Source organism: Phenylobacterium sp. SCN 70-31, assembly GCF_001724605.1.
Taxonomy (GTDB): domain Bacteria; phylum Pseudomonadota; class Alphaproteobacteria; order Caulobacterales; family Caulobacteraceae; genus Phenylobacterium.
In genome coordinates this window covers 50,774-68,144 of record NZ_MEEX01000022.1, presented here as the reverse complement: position 1 = coordinate 68,144, position 17,371 = coordinate 50,774, and the positions used below count along the sequence as shown (strand labels likewise).

Below are 17,371 nucleotides of genomic sequence, written 5' to 3'. Positions count from 1 at the left end.
CTGGACGGAGCGCGCCTCCCGGGTGGCTGCGATGTCGGCCCCCAGTGACAGCGCCCGAGCGGAGGCGCTTTGAGTTCTGTCGATACGATCCTGTTTCTGTTGCTGGCCGTGGTGGTCAGCGGCTCGCTCGCGCGGCTGATCCGGTTGCCGCTTCCGCTTGTCCAGGTGGGCCTCGGGGCGGTGATCGCCCTGTCTGCCGTGCCGACGGTCGAGCTCCAGCCCGAGCTGTTCTTTCTGCTCTTCCTGCCGCCGCTCCTGTTCCTCGACGGTTGGCGCATCCCCAAGGCCGACCTGCTGCGTGATCGGGCGATGGTGCTGGAACTCGCCATCGGCCTGGTGATCCTGACGGTTCTTGGGGTGGGCCTGATGATCCACTGGATGATTCCGGCCATGCCCCTGCCGGTCGCGTTCGCCCTGGCGGCCGTCATCTCGCCCACCGATCCCATCGCGGTGTCGGCCATCGCGTCCCGCACCCCCATTCCCCGACGGGTCATGCACATCCTCGAGGGCGAGGCGCTGCTCAACGACGCATCTGGCCTGGTGTGCATGCGCTTTGGGGTGGCGGCGATGCTCACGGGGACCTTTGTGATTCAGGACGCGATCCTGACCTTCGCCTGGCTGGCTGCGGGGGGGATCGCCGTGGGGGTGGGAGTCACCTGGGCCGTATCGGTCGCCAAGGGTTGGCTGACGCGCAGGCTGGGCGAAGACACCAGCGCCCAGATCCTCATCAGCCTCCTGATCCCTTTCGGCGCCTACCTCGCCGCCGAGCACCTCCAGTGTTCCGGCATTCTGGCGGCGGTGGCCGCGGGCGTGACCATGGGGTTCACCGAACAGACCGGCCGCGCCTTGGCGGTCACGCGCGTCCGCCGGGCCGCCGTCTGGGACGTGGTCCAGTTCGCCGCCAACGGCGTCATCTTCGTGCTGCTGGGCGAGCAGATGCCGGGTCTGCTGGGCAAGGCCAGCGAGACGGTGCGCGCCACGGGGCATGCCGAAGTGTGGTGGCTCGCCGTCTACGTGCTGGCGATCAGCCTGGCGCTGGGCGTCATGCGGTTTGCGTGGGTCTGGGCCTCGCTGCGTCTGACCTGGTTCCGGGCCAGGCGTCGCGGCGAGCGGCCGCAGCGCGTAAGCCTGCGGCTGGTGGCGGCCATGTCGCTGGCGGGCGTGCGCGGCGCGATCACCCTGGCCGGCGTCCTGACCTTGCCCCTGGCGATGGCCGACGGTTCGGTGTTCCCGGCTCGCGACCTGGCGATCTTCCTGGCCGGAGGCGTCATCCTGGTTTCGCTGGGCGTGGCCAGCGTGGGTCTGCCCCGCGTGCTGAGAGGGCTGGAGCCGCCGCGCGAGCCCTCGCATCAGGTCGAGATCGACGAGGCGCGCGTGGCGGCGGCGCAGGCCGCGATCCGGGCGATCGAAGCGGCCCAGCACGACCTCAGCGTGGGCCGTGACGACACCGACGTCTACATCGACGCCGCCTCACGGATCATGGAACTCTACCGTAACCAGATCGACGGTCGGGTCGGCACACCCGAGGCGGCGGCGGTCTCGCGCCGGACCGAGCAGATCGAGCGCCAGCTCCGGCTCGTCGGGTTGCAGGCGGAGCGTGACGAAATCTTCCGGCGCGCCCGCGCCCGCGAGATCGAAGACGAACCGGCCCGGAAACTCGTGCGCGACATCGATCTTCTGGAAGCGCGCTACACCGGCTGACGATCCCGCCCATGCCGAGCCGCCGGCGCCTCCTGGCTATGCGGCGCGGCGCCCGTCGGATCAGGGCGCGACGATGGCGAGAAGATGAGCGTCCGGCATCGCCTTGCCGTTTGTCGCGGGATCATGGCTGACGGCGTACGGCGGTACGCTATGCTGGTCGCCCCGGCCCACGCCGGTTCACCGAGGAAAGCATGATGGACATGACGCCGGCGGCCGCCGTCGCCCGGGGGGCGGGAGACGCCGTTCGCTATCTGGAGGATCTGCTCGACGAGGTGATCGCGTATCTGGACGGCGACGAGGCGGCGGCTCTTGTTCGCCGCGCTCGCGAGACGGCCGGACAGGACGACGAGGAGGCGCTGGAGACCCTGTTCTCGGGCCTGCGCCCGGACCAGGCGGTGTATCTGGCGCGCGCCTTCACCTGCGCCTCGATGCTTTCGAACCTGGGCGAGGACGTGGCCGGGCGCCGCCGCGCCATCGAGGCCGAGGAGAATCCCGGCGAACTGCCGCGCACCCTGGCCGAGGCGGTGGACCGGCTGGGCGAGCGCTCGGCCGCCCGCCTGGTTCCGCGGATGGCCGTGGCGCCCGTGCTGACCGCACATCCGACCGAGGTGCGCCGCCGTGCGGTGGTCGAGCGCGAGGCCGAGATCGCGCGGCTGATGTCGCTGCGCACCCACCGGCTGCCGACGCATATCGAGCGGCGGCTGCGCGAAGACCTGTTCCGCGAAGTGGCTTTGCTCTGGAAGGCGCGGATGCACCGGCCCGAGCGGATCAGCCCGGCCGACGAGATTCGCAACACGCTGGCGATCGTCCGCCGCTCGATCTTGCCGGCGCTGACCGAGATCTATGACGATTGGAGCGAGCGGTTCGAGACCGCGACACCGTTGCGGCTGGGGTCCTGGCTGGGCGGTGACCGTGACGGCCATCCGGGCGTCAACGACGAGACCCTCAGATTGGCGTTGCGCTCGCAGGCGCGGTTGATCCTCAACCACTACTTCGACGAGGTCCGGCGGCTGTGGTTCGACCTCGCCGTGACGTCCGAATTGGCGCCGGCCAGCGCCGGGGTGATCGCCCTGGCCCAGGCCTCCGCGGATCCTTCGGTGCATCGCCAGGACGAGCCCTATCGTCAGGCGTTGCAGGAGGTGTCGGACCGGCTCTCCGCCACCACCGACCGTTTGGCGGGAACCGCCTGGGGCAGCCGCTCGCCTGCGTATTCGAGCGCGGCCGAGTTCGTGGCCGACCTGGAGACCCTCCGCCAGTCGATCCGCAAGCATCTGGGCGAGCGGGCTGTGGGCGCCCGGCTGCGCACCCTCATCGCCCTGGCGAGAGCCTGTGGGTTCCACCTGCTGTCGCTGGACCTGCGTCAGAACGCCGACGTCCACGAGCGGATGATCCACGAGCTGTACGTCCGCGCCAGCGTGAACATCGACTATCTCGGCTCGGACGAAGCCGAGCGCGTGCGGGTGCTGACCAAGGAGCTCAGCCACGACCGGCCGTTGCGCTCGCCGTTTCTGGACTACAGCGACGAGACCATGCGCGAACTGGCGACGCTGGACGCCGCGGCGGAGGCGGTGCGGCTGTATGGCGAGCAGGCCCTGGGGGCTTACATCGTCTCGAAGACGGCCACGCTGTCCGACATCCTCGAGCCGCTGGTGCTGATGAAGCAGGCGGGTCTGGTGCAGGGCGGCGAGAAAGGGCGCAGCGCCGTGCGCGTCACCCCGCTGCTGGAGACCATCGCCGATCTGGAGAACGGACCGGACCTGCTGCATCGATGGCTGGACGCCGCGGTCCCCGAAGCGATGTTCGGCGAACCCGGCCGGCGCGAGGTGATGCTGGGCTATTCCGACTCCAACAAGGACGGCGGCTACGTGGCCTCGCGCCACAACGTCGCCAAGGCGGCTCAGGCATTGTCGGCCGCGGCGTTGGCGCGCGGCGTCGAACTGTCCTTTTTCCATGGGCGCGGGGGGTCGGTGGGCCGCGGCGGAGGGCCGGCGGCCGAGGCCGTGATGGCCCAGCCGCCCGGCACGGTGAGGGGACGCATGCGCCTGACCGAACAGGGCGAGATGATCTCGCGCCGCTTCGGCGACCAGCCCACCGCCCGCCGGAATCTGGAGAGTCTGGCGGCGGCGGTGTTGATGGCCAGCGCGCGGACCGACGGCGCCGAGCCCGTGGCGCCGGCGTTGGAGACGCTGGCCCAGGCGTCGTTCGGCGCCTATCGCACGCTGGTCTACGACGACCCTGGCTTCGAGGCGTTCTTCTGGGGCGCCACGCCGATCGCCGAGATCGTGGGCCTGAACATCGGCAGCCGCCCGGCGTCACGCACGCCCAGCCGGCGGATCGAAGACCTGCGGGCCATCCCGTGGGTGTTCTCGTGGTCGCAGGCGCGGTTCATGCTGCCGGCGTGGTTCGGCTTCGCGGGCGGCGCGCGGCGGGCGGGTCTGGATGCAGCGGCCCTGCGCGGACTGACCGAGGATCAGGTCTTCGCGAGCCTCGTCTCCAACATGGAGGTGGCGTTGGCCCAGTCGGACATGGCGATCGCCGCCAAGTACGCCGCCCTGCACCCGGCCGGCCGGTCGATCTTCGAGGCGATCCGGGCCGAGCACGACGCGGCCGTCGAACTCGTGCTGGCGATCCGCGGGGGGACGCGCTTGCTCGACAATCACCCGGAGATGGCCGAGTCGGTGGCGCTGGCGGCCGAGGTGGTGGATCCGTTGAACCACCTGCAACTCGAACTTCTCGCCAGGCGGCGCGCGGGCGATGAGGACCCCCAGATCAAGCTGGCCATCCAGCTCACGGTGGCGGGGATCGCGTCCGGCCTGCGCAACACCGGCTGACGTCGCCGCGACTTCGCCATACGCCCGCCGCGAAACTCGTCCAACGGGACACCATGCGCAACAGCCTGATCCTGGTCGCCGTCCTCTTCGCGCCCGCCGCCGCCGCCGCGGCCGATCCGATCCAGGAGGCGCGGTCGGCCACCGGAGCCTGCCTGTCGGCGATCCTGGAAGGTGCGCCGGTCGGGGACATCGACGGCAGCGACGTCTCGATCCGTCGCGGCCAGGACCCGGTGAGCTGCACCGTTCGCGTGACGGCCGGCGAGCCCGTGGTCATCAAGGACGTAGTGCAGTCGGCGATCAAGCGGCGCAGCGAGATCTTCGCACCCGCGCGCACCGCCTGGGAGCCCGGCGACTGGGCCTCGCGCGAGACCTGGTGCAACCTGCCGGGACGCCGCGCCGTGTCCGTCTTCGTCAGCACGGCCAAGCCGGGCCGCCAGCCGGTGCTGACCGCCACCGTGTTCGAGGCCGCCGAACGCGACGACCGCTGCGATCGGGACCTGGGTGTCCAGAGCGTGGCCACGGTCGAGCCCACGACCGAAGCGACGGCCGCCGCGCCGGTCATCCAGATCCCCGCGCCGGCCGCCAAGCCACAGAAGAAGGGCTGGCTTTCCCGCTTGCCCGGGTTGGGGAAGAAGGACTGACGGCGCGCCCAGCCCTTTCGTTGCGAAGAAAGCCGGCATAGGGGCTTCCACGGCGTCACGGGTTCGTTCCAGGATGAAGCGGATATTGGGGGAGGGGACGATGACCGACAGGCTCTTGGACCGCGACTGGGCGCTGATCCGGGTGACGAAGCGGGACGACACCGTGGAGGTGGCGTTGGCGCGACCCGAGGCGCGCAATGCGCTGAACGGCGAACTCATGGCCGAGTTGACCGAGGCGGCCGTGGAACTGCGGCTGCGCACGGACGTCCGGGCCGTGGTGCTGACGGGCGGCGAGACGTTCTTCTCGGCCGGCGCCGATCTCGGCGCGAGCCAGCAGCGCCTGGCTCAGCCAAGCTTGATCGAGAACCGCCGGTCGGTGATGGCGGGGCCGGACATGTGCCGCGCCTGGAGCGAGATCGAGGCCGTCACCATCGCCGCCATCGAAGGCTACTGCATCGGCGGAGCCGCCGCGCTGGTGCTGTCGTGCGACTTCCGGGTGATGGGCCAGAGGGCCTATCTGCGGCTGCCCGAGGTCCCGCTGGGCATGAACATGAGCTGGCGGTCGATCCCAAGGATCGCGGCGCTGGTGGGCCCGTCGCGGGCCAAGCAGTTCGTCATGTTCGGCGAGCCCTGCGACGCCGCGACAAGCCTGGCCTGGGGCTTCGCGGACGAGGTCGTCGAGGCCGGCGGCGCGCTGTCGGCGGGACGGCGCTGGGCCGACAAGGTGGCCGCCCTTCCGCCCCTGCCGATCCGGATGACCAAGGAGGCGGTGAACGCCGTGGCCAACGCCACCGCCCAGGCGTCGATCTACATGGACCGCGACCAGTATCTCCTGGCGACCAGCACGCAGGATTTCCGCGAGGGCGTGGCCGCTTTCCGCGAGAAGCGGCCGGGCCGGTTCACCGGAGCCTGAACCTCAGGCGTTGCGCGCCATCAGGCCGCCGTCGACGGGGATGGTGACGCCGGTGATGTAGGAGGCGGCCGGCAGGCACAGGCTGAGCGTCATGTGCGCCACCTCGTCCGGACGGCCGTAGCGGCGCATGGCGGTGCGGCGCCTGGCGAAGGTCTGCTTGTCGGTCTCGGAAATGGCTTCGGTCATTCCGGTGAGGATGGGGCCCGGGCAGATGCAGTTGACGGTGATCCCCTCGGGGCCAAGTTCGACGGCCAACGCGCGGGTGAGGCCGGTGACGGCGGCCTTGGCGGCGGAATAGGGGCTGTCGCGGCTTGTGGCGCCCAGCGCCTCGGTCGAGGCGATGTTGACGATCCGCGGGGCTTCGGACTGGCGCAGATAGGGCAGGGCGGCGCGCACGACGCGCTGGTGAGACGTGACCAGAACGTTCATCGCCCGATCCCAGATGTCGTCGTAATTATCGGAATCTATGGGTGAAAAGGCCGAAATTCCAGCGTTGTTCACGACGATGTCCAGGCGTCCGAACTTCAGCGCCACGGAATCCACCACGTCCCGGATCGCCTGGGGGTCGGCCACGTCCAGCGCCCAGGCTTCGGCGACCCCGCCTGACTGTCGGATCGCTTCGGCGACGGGGCCGGCGGTTTCGAGCTTCAGGTCGGTGACGGCCACATGGGCTCCCTCGGCGGCGAAGACCTCGGCGGTGGCCCTGCCCATCCCCGAAGCGGCCCCGGTGACGAGGACGACGGAGCCGGCGACGGATCGGGTGGTCATGTCTAACGTCCCTGGAAAACGGGCGGCCGCTTCTCGAGGAAGCTGGCGACGCCCTCCTTGTGGTCTTCGGTCTGCATCAGCAGGCGGATCTTCTCGATGGCCCAGGCCCCGATCTCGCGTGGGTCGCCGTAGGCGTATTTCGACAGCCCGGCCTTCAGGTGGCGCACGGCCAGCGGCGGATTGGCGGCGATGCGGCCGGCCAGCGCCCGGGCTGCGGGCAGCAGGTCAGCGTGCGGGGCCACCTGGGTGACTAGGCCGATGCGCAGAGCCTCGGCCGCGTCGATCACATCGCCGGTGAAGAGAAGTTCGGCCGCCTTGGCCGGGCCGACGATGGCCGGCAGGCGGTAGAACCCGCCCACGTCGCAGACCAGGCCGCGCTTGACGAACAGCTCGCCGAACTTCGCGTCCTCGGAGGCGATGCGGATGTCGGCGAAGAGAGCCAGTTCCATTCCCCAGCCCACGGCTGCGCCGTTGATGGCGGCGATGATCGGCTTGTCGCATTCCAGGGCCGCGATGGCGGCCGGGGTGGCGTTGAAGGTGACGGGCATGGGCGTGCGCGACACGGGCCTGGGGCCGGCCATGATCTCGCCCACGTCGTCGCCGGAACAGAACGCCGGATCGGCGCCCGTGACGATCAGACACCGGACCTCGGGATCGGCCGCGGCCGCGCGCAGGCTCTGCTCCAGTTCGTCATAGGCCGGATAGTTGAGCGCGTTGCGACGATGCGGCCGGTTCAGCGTGATCGTGGCCACATGGTCCTCGAGCGTCACCAGGGTGTGCTCGAAGCGGGCGCTCTTCTCGGTCAGCGAGACCATCGGCGCATCCTCCCGCCGCCAGTGTTCGCGCCGACCGTGGGCGGGTCAACGGTGACCTGGGGGCAGGATCGCACAGGCTCAGCTCAGGCCGTGGGCGGCGGCGCGCGCGGTATGGTCGCGCCGGATCTTCAGGAGCGGATTGGGCGTCGGCTCGGCCACCTTCCGCAGCCGGTTACGGTCCAGATGGTGGAACGGCTCGTCGCGGCCGCGCACCTGGAGCACCGTGTCGGAGACGTAGCTCCAGTCGCCGTCGGGATGCAGCGTGACATCCAGGGTGTAGGCGTCGGTGCGGAACGCCCATTCCAGGAAGTCGGTCGAACAGATTCCGTAGCCGGGGCCGCCGCGCCGGGCCTCCACGACGATGCGGTCGGCGTCGCGTGCGGCGTGGCCGCGGGCCAGCGCGACCTGTCCACGCGGGATGGAAAGGGTCTGCATCACCAGGCCCGTGGCCGGCTCCCATAGCCAGTGGCCGACCTGATCGTGGAAGGTGGTGTCCTCGTCGCTGGCCACGATGTGCACGTGATAGCGAAGGCCGTAGAAGAGTTGCGGCCCATTCGGTTGCGGGTCGATCGGCTGCATCTCGATCCGCTCGAGATAGGATCGCTGCTCGGGACCGTCGGCCTTGGGGTTCACGTCCACTCCCTTGAGCCCTTCCCAGATTCCCGCCAGCCGGCGCAGGGGGCCGAGGTTGGCCAGGGTGTCGGGATCGATGTCTTCCGGCTCGGTGAAGATGTCGTCGGGAAAGTCGTGCATGTCGCCCTCGAGTGATCGGATCGCGGTTTCCGGTTAGCGCCTTGGCGGCCCGGCGCAAGCGTCCGGCGCCGTCGCAGACCCTGCCGTATGGTCATCCTTGCCAGGGCGGGCGCCCGCGACGAAGCATGGCCGCCAAACAGGCGTTTGGGAGGTGTTCATGCCGGAGTTCCGCACGGTCGACGCGGGCCAGGTGAAGATCCGCGCGGCGATCGAGGGCGAGGGGCCTCTGGTGGTCATGGTCCACGGCTTTCCCGAGAGCTGGTGGTCTTGGCGGGACCAGATCGGCCCGATCGCCCAGGCGGGCTACAAGGTCGCCGCCATCGATGTGCGGGGGTACGGCGGCTCGGACAAGCCGCATTCCATCGAGGCCTACGACATGGAGGCCCTGACCGGCGACGTGGCGGGGGTGATCGACGCGCTGTCGCCCGACGGCAGGGCCATCCTGATCGGTCACGACTGGGGGGCGCCCATCGTCTGGAACACCGCACTCTCGCGACCCGAGAAGATCCGCGCCGTGGCGGGGCTGTCTGTGCCGTTTACGGGCGTGCCGCAGCGGCCGTTCACCGAGATCTTCAAGGAGGCGTTCACCGACAAGGGGATCTTCTTCTATCAGGCCTGGTTCCAGAACGTCGGCCCGCCCGAGGCCGAGGCCGAGGCGGATGTGCGCGGCTTCCTGCGGAAGTTCTACTATGGCATCTGCGGCGACGCGCCGGCCGGAACGTGGCCGATGAAGAAGCACGGCGCGTCCCTGTTGGAGGGCATGGTCGATCCCGACCCGTTCCCCGCCTGGCTGACCGACGACGAACTGGACTACTACGTCTCGGAATTCGAAGGCTCGGGCTTTCGGGGGCCGATCAGCCGCTACCGCAACCACGAGCGTGACTTCGCCTGGTTGCAGCAGTTCAACGGCCGCAAGCTGGAGATGCCGACGCTGCTGATCGGCGGCGACCGCGACCCGGCGTTCAACGGCTTCGGTCGCATCCCCGACCCCGGCGTCCTCATGCGGGCGTTCGCGACCGACCTGCGCGACGTTCACGTGCTGCCGGGCTGCGGGCACTGGACCCAGCAGGAGCGGCCTGAAGAGGTGAACCGGCTCCTGCTCGACTGGCTGAAGGGACTTTAGGCGATGGCGGACCTGGAGCTGCGGCAGGACGGCGACGTGGTGTGGGCCACGATGAACCGGCCCGACAGGCTGAACGCGTTGAACCGCAACCTGGTGAAGGAGCTGCGGGAATTCTTCGTCGATCTCTACTGGCGGCGCGACGTCCGAGTGGTGGTCCTGTCCGGCGCGGGCACGGCGTTCTGCGCCGGCCTCGACCTGAAGGAGCGGGGCGACAACGCCGACGGCCGCTCGATCGGCTCCGGCCTGACCCGCCAGCGCGAGATCAGCGAGATCGTCATCGCCATGCGGCGCTGCCCGCAGCCCATCGTGGCGTGCGTGGATGGCGCCGCGGCGGGCGGCGGCTTCGCCCTGGCGCTGGCGTCCGATGTGCGGATCGCCACGCCGAGAACGCGAATGAACGCCGCCTTCATCCGCATCGGCCTGTCCGCCTGCGACATCGGGGTGAGCTACTTCCTGCCGCGCATGGTCGGTTCGTCGGTGGCGGCCGAGTACATGCTGACCGGCCGTTTCCTCGACGCGAAGCGGGCCTATGAGCTGGGCCTGGTGAGCCGGGTGGTCGAGCCCGAACAGATGGCGGCCGAAGCGCAGGGGTTCGTGGACGACATGCTGCACGCCACCCCGCTGGGCCTGCGCCTGACCAAGGAGGCGCTGAACCACGCCATCGACGCCCAGGGACTGGAGGCCGCCATCGCCATGGAGGACCGCAACCAGATCCTGGCGAGTTCGGACGGCGACTTCCAGGAGGGCGTTCGGGCGTTTCTGGAGAAGCGCAGGCCGCAATACACCCGGAGAGAAGGGTAGCGAGATGGGTGAAATCGAGCTGTGGCATTGTCCCGACGCGCGTTCGTTCCGCCCGCTCTGGGCGCTTGAAGAACTGGGGCTTGAGTATCGTCTGCACCTGCTGCCGTTTCCGCCGCGGGTGCGCGAGCCGGCCTATCTGGAGGTCAATCCGCTGGGCACGATCCCGGCGATGAGGGACGGTGGGACCTTCATGACCGAGAGCGCGGCGATCGTGCAGTATCTGGCGACCCGCTACGGGCCGAGCGACCTGGCCGTGGGCGCGGACGATGCCGCCTATGGCGCCTGGTTGAACTGGCTGCATTTCGGCGAGGCCACCCTCACGTTCCCGCAGACGCTGGTGCTGCGCTATCGCCAGTTCGAGCCGGGCAAGGCCGAGGTGGTCGCGGACGATTACGCCCAGTGGTTCCTGAGCCGCCTGCGGCATGTGGACCGTGCGCTGGCCAAGGGCGACTGGTTGTGCGCCGGACGGTTCACGGCGGCCGATATTTCCGTGGGTTACGCCCTTCTCCTTGCGCGGCAGCTGAAGCTGGACGCGAAATTCTCGCCGGCGATCCAGGCCTACTGGACGCGAGTCTCCGAGCGGCCGGCGTTCAAAGCCGCCAAGGCCGCCCAGAAGATGGATCTGTCGGAGGCGCTCCGGTCATGATCCGCCTCTACGACCATCCGCTCTCGCCCTACGCCCAGAAGGTCAAGATCTCGCTGCGCGAGAAGGGGCTGGCGTTCGAGGTGGAAACGCCCGGCGGCCTTGGGGCTGGCGGCGCCAGCGGCGAATTCGTCGCCGCGAGTCCGCGCGCGGAAGTTCCGGCGCTCGTGGACGGCGAGGTTCGGCTCTTCGATTCCACCATTATCCTGGAGTACCTGGACGACGCCTATCCCCAGCCCGCCATGCGACCTGCCTCCGCCCCCGAACGCGCCCGCGTGCGGATGCTGGAAGAGGTGATGGACACCCACTACGAGGCGATTAACTGGGGGCTCTCCGAGATCCGCTGGTTCCGCCGGGCCGAGGGCGCCGCCGCCGAAGCCCTGACGGCGGCGGCCCGGCGCCAGACCGCGGGATTCCATGCGTGGCTGGAGGGTCAGCTCGGCGAGCGCGAATGGTTCAACGGCGCGGACTTCGGCTGGGGCGATCTTTCGGTGGTTCCGTATCTGAACGGCTCGGCAGGTCACGGTTTGCCGCCCCCCGAGGGGTCGAGGCTGGCCGCCTGGCTGGGTCGGGCCAACGCGCGGCCATCGGTTGCCGCCTGCGCCGCCGACATCGCCCGGCTGAACGCGGCCGGCGCCACGATGCCGAACGTCGCCGAACTGGTGGCGAAGGGCCTCTTCAAGCGCGAATACCGGGATCACCGCCTGGAATGGATGATCAAGTCCGGCGGTCTCGACGTCGTCGCGAACGGGCTGGAGCGCGACAACATCCGCTTCGCGCCCGATTTCGGCTGACCGAGCGGACCCATTGGGATTTCCGAGCCGTACGGTGACGGTCGCCGGATGATTTCCGCGCCTCAGCCCAAGCGAAGTTCGGCGTGAGCCTAGCCCTGGGGCTCCCATAGCAATTCGTCCGCGACGAGATCGGGGTGCGAGGCGTGGAGGAAGCGGCCGCCGTCCTCCACGCCGACCCGGCGATGACCCGGCAGTGCGGCTTCCCAGACGGCGTCGGCGTCTCCTGGACGGTAGAGAACGTCGTGCGCGCCGACGAGGCGCGTCCACCGTGAGCCGTCGGGCAGCGGTGGGGGCGTCCAGGTCAGATAGTTCCGTTGCTCGAACACGAAGCCCCAGGTCGACCTGAGCGGCGCGAGGCGGGCCGATTCCACATAGTCGTCCACGATATCGGGGCAGGCCATCAGGGCCGTATCGGGTGCGCTGCCCCTCAGGGCGTCCCGCGTCAGCCGCTCGTAGACCCTGGGGCTGGCGCGCTGGGCGAGGAAGCGAGCCAGCGGCTCGATCAGATGAGGGTGGCGCGTGAACGTGCGCTTGGCCCCGTTCAGGAAGCCGTCCCAACGGCTGTCGAGGGCGTACGGGGTGAACGGATTCACCAGGACCACGCGCCTGAGGCGTTCGGGACAGCGGCGCCCGAGCGCCGTGGTGACGTACTCCCCGCCCCGGGCCAGGATGCGGACCCGCTTGAGGTCGAAGGCGTCCATCACGGCGAGCACATCGTCGGCCGCGGTTTCCGGGCCGTCGTGCGGCGGTGGGTCGGTCAGGCCGAAGCCCGGGCGCTCGATCGCGATGGGCCGCAGGCCGCGGGCGTGAAGGGCGCGCACCAGGCCCCGGTCCAGCAGACTGCCGGTCGTGGCGCTATGAAACAGGAGGACGGGATCGCCGCTGGCGGGGCCGAAATCGGAAAGGGCGATCCTGCCCGCGCCGCCGGGACGGTTGACGAAACGCAGCGGCCGCAGCGCGCCCCAGGAGGCGCCCACCGTCACGTTCGGGTTGCCGGCCAGGCCCATCAGGACCACGGCCTCGGTGGTCAGCCGGCTGAGATCGGTGGCGCTGCGCAGGTCGAAGCGGCCGAACAGGAGCTTCAGTTCGTCCTTGATCGTATGTTCGCTGATCCGCAGCGTCGCCGCCGCTTCGTTCCGGGTCAGCCCCAGGGCCATGAGGACGCAGGTCGAGGCGGCGCGTTCCGAGAGGCCCAGCGCCGAGGACAGGCCGATCGCCTGGCTGAGTTGCAGGTCGCCGCCGCCGACGGCGGCGTGCAACAGGCGCACAAGGTCTGTCTGCCGCGCCGCGCCGGCCTTGCGCAGCGCGAGCTTGAGCGCCTTTCTCGCGGTCTCGTATCCGCAACCGGCCCGCCGGGCGGCCTCGACCAGGTCTCCGCCCGAGATCAGACCCAGCATCACCCGGGCTTCAAGCGGCGTGAGACGCCAACTGTCGAGGGCGCGCCCCGCCACGTGACGATCCTCGAACGGGCGATAGCCGATCATGGCGAAGCCGCCGGGCGGTGAGGTCGCCAGGATGGCCCGGACCTCGTCGGGCAGGGGCCATGCGAGGGAGGTGTCGACCGCGGTGGCGAGGACGACGGTCGTCGCGCCGTCAGCGGCGGTCAGGGGGGCGAGTGCGGGGCCGCCGCTCCGCAGAGCCTGCGAGGCCGCTTCAGACGCCTCGTCCGCGTCGAACCAGCCGGCGAAACGTGCGTCCCGCGCCGCCAAACCGCCCCGGCGATCGAACACCCCGACGGCGAGGGCTCGCGCGGGAAGCGTGATCGGCGCCCCGCCGATCCGCGGCTGCGCGGGTTCGATGGACCGGTCGACGGCGCGGAGGAACCGTGCGGCCTCCGCGTCGTCGGATTCGAGATCCGATGCTGTCCGCGCCATGTCCGGGATATTGGAGCGACCCACGGGGTTCAGTTCAAGGAGCATCGCTCCCTGCGTGCAAGACGGGCGCCGCTGGGGCAGGCGTCTCGGTCCGTTGACGTGGCGTCGTCGTTGAACCCGGGCGCGGTTGGCCTAGGGTTGGCGGCGAACCGACAAGGGAGGATGGGCATGAGCCCCGCCGACGATCACGCGGCCCCCGCGGCCGGCGAGATGCCGCCGCCCTTCAGGACGCTGCCCCGGAAGACGCGGGACGTGTCGGTCGGGACCAGGGCCGATTGGACGCACGACATCCGCTCCAACCATCCGCCGGGCGAGAGACCGCGCTTGATCGCGCACCGGCTGGCCGAAAAGCGCTATGTGAACCAGCGCGCCAAGCTGGAGCGGCGGCAGGCCCTTGTGGACGACTCCACGCGGATCCGCCCGGACCGGGCCTGGTGATGGTGTGACGATGCCGGAGCTGATCCTACACCACTACGACACCTCGCCTTTCTCGGAGAAGGTGCGGCTGATGCTCGGGATCAAGGGGCTGGCATGGCGTTCGGTGATCCAGCCGGTGATCATGCCCAAGCCGCACCTGATCCCGCTGACGGGCGGCTATCGGCGGATACCCGTGATGCAGATCGGGGCGGACATCTACTGTGACAGTCAGGTGATCCTGGCCGAGATCGAGCGCCGGTTCCCCGATCCGCCCACGGTGCGCGGGGCCGACTGGGCGGTGAACCTCTGGGCCGACCGCCTATGGTTCCAGGCCAGTGTGGCGGTGATCTTCGCCGAGATCGGCGATGCGATCCCCAAGGCGTTCGCCGATGATCGCGAGAAACTCTCCGGGCGGCCGTTCGATGTGAACGCCATGAAGGCCGCGGCGCCCCTCATGCGGAATCAGTGGCGCGCCTACGCCGCCTGGATCGACGCGGGGCTGAAGGATGCCGACTTTCTGGGTGGGGCCGCGCCGGGGCTCTCGGATGTGGCCGCCTGGATGAACGTGTGGTGGCTGGCCGGCGCTTCGGCGCGCAGCTTCGACGATCTCACCGCCGACCTGACCCGCCTGCGGGCCTGGCGCGAGCGGGTCCGGAGCCTGGGCCACGGCCGGCGCTCGGAGCTCGATCCCGCCGAGGCGACGGAAATCGCCCGCGCCAGCGCGCCGGCAGGCAGGACAGGTGTCGATATCGACGACCCGTCGGGCTTCGTCGCCGGCGACGCCGTGGTCGTCCAGGCCGACGACTACGGTCGTGATCCCATCGAGGGTGTGCTGGCGGGCCTGACCCACGATCGCATCGTCATCGCGCGCGACGCTTCGGACGCGGGCGCCGTCCACGTGCATTTTCCGCGCGCCGGCTATGTGCTGGCCCGCCGCTAGAGGAAGACAACCATGAATGACCGGGTTCAGATCGACATCGTCGACGGTGTGGCCGACGTCCGCCTCGTGCGGGCCGACAAGATGAACGCCCTGGACAACGCCATGTTCGACGCCCTGATCCAGGCCGGCGAGCGCCTGAAGGGCGAGGCGGCGGTGCGCGCCGTGGTGCTGTCGGGCGAGGGCCGGGCGTTCTGCGCCGGGCTGGACACCTCGAATTTCGGTGCGATGGCGTCGGGAGAACGCTCAGGCGGGCAGGGGACGGCCGGTGCCCTGGTCACCGACAACCGCACGCCGGGCGGCTCGAACCGGGCGCAGCATGCGGTGATGGTCTGGCGCGAGATTCCCGTGCCCGTGATCGCGGCCGTTCACGGGGTGGCCTACGGCGGCGGCTTTCAGCTCGCCCTGGGACCGGACATGCGGTTCGTCACTCCGGATGTGAAGCTGTCGGTCTTCGAGATCCGCTGGGGCCTGGTGCCGGACATGGCGGGCCTGGTGCTGATGCGCCAGCTCGTCCGAGACGACATCGCCCGCGAACTGACCTATTCGGGCCGCATCTTCGATGGGGAAGAGGCCGTGCGCATCGGCATGGCCACCCGCGTCATGGCCGATCCGCGCGCCGAGGCCCTGGCGTTCGCCCGGGAGGCGGCCGGCCGCAACCCCCACGCGATGCGCGCCGCCAAGCGGCTGCTGAACCTGGCCGCCGAGGCCGATCAGCGCGAGATGCTGATGGAGGAGAGCCGCGAGCAGACGGCTCTCATCGGCTCGCCCAACCAGGTCGAGGCGGTGCGGGCGAACATGGAGAAGCGCGCGCCCAGCTTCAGCGAGGCTGAAATCTAAGGGGCCGTTCGCTTCGGAAAAGGCCGAAGTCCGCCCAGCACGTTGGCGGGGCGGACGACCCTGGGCCCATCGGGCGGGGCGCGATACGCCGCGTTCCCGCCCGACGCCGGATGGCGTCCCACCAAGTGGGTTTCGCCATCACGCGGGCCTCGTCATCCGGGACGTCCGGATCGGGCGTTCAGTTGGCGGCCATCTGCGAGCCGGCGACGCGGGCCAGGGCCGGGTCGTTCACCGTGTCGACGGCGGTCCTCACCGCATATTTGTAGCAGGACGCATACATTTCGCGCGGGAACGAGGCGCCGACGACGGCCCGGTTGCAGACCTTCTTTGCGGCCTTGGCGATGTCGGCGTGGAGTTGCTCGGGGGTCTTGCCCTCGGTGGAGACTTTCATCGATTGGGCAGTGGCCGGGCCGGCGATCAGCGCGGCGGCGGCGGCGATGGTGAGAAAACGGATCATGTCTGGTTTCCGGTGCAGGGGGTTTCAACAACCCCTTTCCGGCGTTCCTCTCAGGCTGCGGCCGGTGACTGACGCCCGGGCTCGCCGCTTGTGATCCCAGAGATTCCGCGATCCTCCAGCGCGCGCAAGTCCAAATTTGTGGCGTCGCAGCAAGAATGTTGCGGCGCAAAACAAATGATCAGTTATCGCCGTTCAGTCAGGTGGCGCTGGTCCCCTGGAGCTGACGCCCTGGCGCAGTGGCGGGTGCGGCCTGCCTACCTGCCGGGTCTTGTCCCCGAGCCGCGTCACCCGCGTCCGACGAACGGCATCTGGGTGGCCATGACGGTCATGAACTGGACGTTGGCCCCGAGCGGCAGGCCGGCCATGTATAGTACCGCGTCGGCCACGGCCTTCACGTCCATGACTGGCTCGGGCTTGAGCGTCCCGTCGGCTTGCGGGACGCCTCGGGCGATCTGCCGGGTCATGTCGGTCGCAGCGTTGCCGATGTCGATCTGGCCGCAGGCGATGTCGTAGGCCCGCCCGTCCAGCGACGTGGACCGGGTGAGGCCGGTGATGGCGTGCTTGGTGGCGGTGTAGGCGATGGAGCGCGGCCGAGGCGCATGCGCCGAGATCGAACCGTTGTTGATGATGCGGCCGCCGCGGGGGTCCTGGTCCTTCATCAGACGGAAGGCGGCGCGGGTGCAGAGGAAGGCGCCGGTCAGGTTCACGTCCACCACCCGCTTCCAGTGTTCGAGGCTATGATCCTCCAGGGCCGTCGCCGGCGCCCCGGTTCCGGCGTTGTTGAACAGCAGGTCCAGGCGGCCGAATCGGGCCTTCGTCGCGGCGAAGAGAGCGTCCACCGAGCTCTCGTCCGAAATGTCGGTGGCGTGGACCTGGCAGGGTGCGCCCTCGCCCAGGGCGGCGGTGGCGGCCAGTTCGGCCTCCCGGCGGCCGGCGAGCGCGACGTTCCAGCCCTCGGCCATCAGCGCCGCCGAGACGGCCCTGCCGATCCCGCTTCCGGCTCCGGTGACGATCGCAACCCTGGCGGCGACCTTTGGCATTGCGCTCTCTCCCTGCGCTGTTA

At 69.8% G+C, this 17,371-nt stretch carries 17 protein-coding genes; 11 read left to right on the top strand and 6 right to left on the bottom strand.

All coding sequences use genetic code 11. The features are described 5' to 3' along the window. Positions 1–69 precede the first annotated feature (69 nt). The 4 genes from ABS78_RS16205 (at position 70) to ABS78_RS16190 (ending at position 6,086) form a co-directional block, all read left to right on the top strand. Positions 70–1,701 carry a Na+/H+ antiporter gene (locus ABS78_RS16205; RefSeq protein WP_293381533.1) on the top strand — a complete coding sequence of 544 codons (1,632 nt, stop codon included), beginning with the start codon at positions 70–72 and terminating at the stop codon, positions 1,699–1,701. 194 nt (positions 1,702–1,895) lie between these two features. After that, positions 1,896–4,532: a phosphoenolpyruvate carboxylase gene (gene ppc / locus ABS78_RS16200; protein WP_293381530.1), complete on the top strand. Its 2,637-nt coding sequence runs from the start codon at positions 1,896–1,898 to the stop codon at positions 4,530–4,532. 53 nt (positions 4,533–4,585) lie between these two features. Next, positions 4,586–5,173, top strand: a complete 588-nt coding sequence (locus ABS78_RS16195; protein WP_293381527.1) for a hypothetical protein — start codon at positions 4,586–4,588, stop codon at positions 5,171–5,173. Between the two features lie 100 nt (positions 5,174–5,273). Continuing rightward, the gene (locus tag ABS78_RS16190; RefSeq protein ID WP_293381524.1) at positions 5,274–6,086 is read left to right on the top strand and encodes an enoyl-CoA hydratase/isomerase family protein; all 813 of its coding nucleotides are present in this window, start codon (positions 5,274–5,276) and stop codon (positions 6,084–6,086) included. Positions 6,087–6,089: 3 nt separating this feature from the next. Here ABS78_RS16190 and ABS78_RS16185 read toward each other — a convergent pair whose 3' ends face one another. From ABS78_RS16185 to ABS78_RS16175, 3 genes are all read right to left on the bottom strand, one after another. Beyond that, on the bottom strand, positions 6,090–6,854 hold the full coding sequence (locus tag ABS78_RS16185) for an SDR family NAD(P)-dependent oxidoreductase (RefSeq protein ID WP_293381521.1): 765 nt from the start codon (positions 6,852–6,854) through the stop codon (positions 6,090–6,092). Positions 6,855–6,856: 2 nt separating this feature from the next. Then, the gene (locus ABS78_RS16180; protein ID WP_293381518.1) at positions 6,857–7,669 is read right to left on the bottom strand and encodes an enoyl-CoA hydratase-related protein; all 813 of its coding nucleotides are present in this window, start codon (positions 7,667–7,669) and stop codon (positions 6,857–6,859) included. Positions 7,670–7,747: 78 nt separating this feature from the next. Continuing rightward, a complete protein-coding gene (locus ABS78_RS16175) occupies positions 7,748–8,422 on the bottom strand; it encodes a heme-binding beta-barrel domain-containing protein (RefSeq protein WP_293381515.1) in 675 nt (224 codons plus the stop codon). 157 nt (positions 8,423–8,579) lie between these two features. Here ABS78_RS16175 and ABS78_RS16170 point away from each other — a divergent pair, with 157 nt between their 5' ends. The 4 genes from ABS78_RS16170 to ABS78_RS16155 are packed head-to-tail and all read left to right on the top strand — an operon-like array spanning position 8,580 to position 11,783. Then, complete coding sequence (locus ABS78_RS16170; protein WP_293381512.1) at positions 8,580–9,545, top strand: alpha/beta hydrolase; 966 nt, start codon at positions 8,580–8,582, stop codon at positions 9,543–9,545. A 3-nt stretch (positions 9,546–9,548) separates the two neighbouring features. Continuing rightward, positions 9,549–10,346 carry an enoyl-CoA hydratase/isomerase family protein gene (locus tag ABS78_RS16165; RefSeq protein WP_293381509.1) on the top strand — a complete coding sequence of 266 codons (798 nt, stop codon included), beginning with the start codon at positions 9,549–9,551 and terminating at the stop codon, positions 10,344–10,346. A gap of 4 nt (positions 10,347–10,350) precedes the next feature. Then, on the top strand, positions 10,351–10,992 hold the full coding sequence (locus ABS78_RS16160) for a glutathione S-transferase family protein (RefSeq protein ID WP_293381506.1): 642 nt from the start codon (positions 10,351–10,353) through the stop codon (positions 10,990–10,992). Further along, positions 10,989–11,783: a glutathione S-transferase family protein gene (locus ABS78_RS16155; RefSeq protein WP_293381503.1), complete on the top strand. Its 795-nt coding sequence runs from the start codon at positions 10,989–10,991 to the stop codon at positions 11,781–11,783. Before ABS78_RS16160 ends, ABS78_RS16155 begins: the two co-directional genes overlap by 4 nt. An 89-nt stretch (positions 11,784–11,872) precedes the next feature. On the opposite strand, the gene ABS78_RS16150 is transcribed toward ABS78_RS16155, so the two are convergent. Beyond that, positions 11,873–13,702 carry an alpha/beta hydrolase gene (locus ABS78_RS16150; RefSeq protein ID WP_293381501.1) on the bottom strand — a complete coding sequence of 610 codons (1,830 nt, stop codon included), beginning with the start codon at positions 13,700–13,702 and terminating at the stop codon, positions 11,873–11,875. A gap of 123 nt (positions 13,703–13,825) precedes the next feature. On the opposite strand from ABS78_RS16150, the gene ABS78_RS16145 reads away from it, so the two are divergent. From ABS78_RS16145 to ABS78_RS16135, 3 genes are read left to right on the top strand one after another with little or no spacing between them, the layout of a single operon-like run. Beyond that, a complete protein-coding gene (locus ABS78_RS16145) occupies positions 13,826–14,095 on the top strand; it encodes a hypothetical protein (RefSeq protein WP_293381499.1) in 270 nt (89 codons plus the stop codon). A gap of 10 nt (positions 14,096–14,105) precedes the next feature. Next, on the top strand, positions 14,106–15,014 hold the full coding sequence (locus ABS78_RS16140) for a glutathione S-transferase family protein (protein WP_293381496.1): 909 nt from the start codon (positions 14,106–14,108) through the stop codon (positions 15,012–15,014). Between the two features lie 12 nt (positions 15,015–15,026). Then, the gene (locus ABS78_RS16135) at positions 15,027–15,851 is read left to right on the top strand and encodes a crotonase/enoyl-CoA hydratase family protein (protein WP_293381493.1); all 825 of its coding nucleotides are present in this window, start codon (positions 15,027–15,029) and stop codon (positions 15,849–15,851) included. A 178-nt stretch (positions 15,852–16,029) separates the two neighbouring features. Here ABS78_RS16135 and ABS78_RS16130 read toward each other — a convergent pair whose 3' ends face one another. Together ABS78_RS16130 and ABS78_RS16125 are read right to left on the bottom strand one after the other, a co-directional pair. Continuing rightward, entirely contained in the window at positions 16,030–16,308 is a 279-nt protein-coding gene (locus ABS78_RS16130; protein ID WP_293381490.1) for a hypothetical protein, read from the bottom strand. Positions 16,309–16,592: 284 nt separating this feature from the next. Further along, positions 16,593–17,348: an SDR family oxidoreductase gene (locus ABS78_RS16125; protein WP_293381487.1), complete on the bottom strand. Its 756-nt coding sequence runs from the start codon at positions 17,346–17,348 to the stop codon at positions 16,593–16,595. Positions 17,349–17,371: the final 23 nt, after the last annotated feature.

What these genes read in the sequence shown, in the direction of transcription:
- ABS78_RS16125 (WP_293381487.1), bottom strand. Translation starts at nt 17,348, where the DNA reads ATGCCAAAGGTCGCCGCCAGGGTTGCGATCGTCACCGGAGCCGGAAGC.
- ABS78_RS16180 (WP_293381518.1), bottom strand. Translation starts at nt 7,669, where the DNA reads ATGGTCTCGCTGACCGAGAAGAGCGCCCGCTTCGAGCACACCCTGGTG.
- ABS78_RS16140 (WP_293381496.1), top strand. Translation starts at nt 14,106, where the DNA reads ATGCCGGAGCTGATCCTACACCACTACGACACCTCGCCTTTCTCGGAG.
- ABS78_RS16155 (WP_293381503.1), top strand. Translation starts at nt 10,989, where the DNA reads ATGATCCGCCTCTACGACCATCCGCTCTCGCCCTACGCCCAGAAGGTC.
- ABS78_RS16195 (WP_293381527.1), top strand. Translation starts at nt 4,586, where the DNA reads ATGCGCAACAGCCTGATCCTGGTCGCCGTCCTCTTCGCGCCCGCCGCC.
- ABS78_RS16165 (WP_293381509.1), top strand. Translation starts at nt 9,549, where the DNA reads ATGGCGGACCTGGAGCTGCGGCAGGACGGCGACGTGGTGTGGGCCACG.
- ppc (WP_293381530.1), top strand. Translation starts at nt 1,896, where the DNA reads ATGGACATGACGCCGGCGGCCGCCGTCGCCCGGGGGGCGGGAGACGCC.
- ABS78_RS16150 (WP_293381501.1), bottom strand. Translation starts at nt 13,702, where the DNA reads ATGCTCCTTGAACTGAACCCCGTGGGTCGCTCCAATATCCCGGACATG.
- ABS78_RS16170 (WP_293381512.1), top strand. Translation starts at nt 8,580, where the DNA reads ATGCCGGAGTTCCGCACGGTCGACGCGGGCCAGGTGAAGATCCGCGCG.
- ABS78_RS16135 (WP_293381493.1), top strand. Translation starts at nt 15,027, where the DNA reads ATGAATGACCGGGTTCAGATCGACATCGTCGACGGTGTGGCCGACGTC.
- ABS78_RS16130 (WP_293381490.1), bottom strand. Translation starts at nt 16,308, where the DNA reads ATGATCCGTTTTCTCACCATCGCCGCCGCCGCCGCGCTGATCGCCGGC.
- ABS78_RS16145 (WP_293381499.1), top strand. Translation starts at nt 13,826, where the DNA reads ATGAGCCCCGCCGACGATCACGCGGCCCCCGCGGCCGGCGAGATGCCG.
- ABS78_RS16160 (WP_293381506.1), top strand. Translation starts at nt 10,351, where the DNA reads ATGGGTGAAATCGAGCTGTGGCATTGTCCCGACGCGCGTTCGTTCCGC.
- ABS78_RS16190 (WP_293381524.1), top strand. Translation starts at nt 5,274, where the DNA reads ATGACCGACAGGCTCTTGGACCGCGACTGGGCGCTGATCCGGGTGACG.
- ABS78_RS16185 (WP_293381521.1), bottom strand. Translation starts at nt 6,854, where the DNA reads ATGACCACCCGATCCGTCGCCGGCTCCGTCGTCCTCGTCACCGGGGCC.
- ABS78_RS16175 (WP_293381515.1), bottom strand. Translation starts at nt 8,422, where the DNA reads ATGCACGACTTTCCCGACGACATCTTCACCGAGCCGGAAGACATCGAT.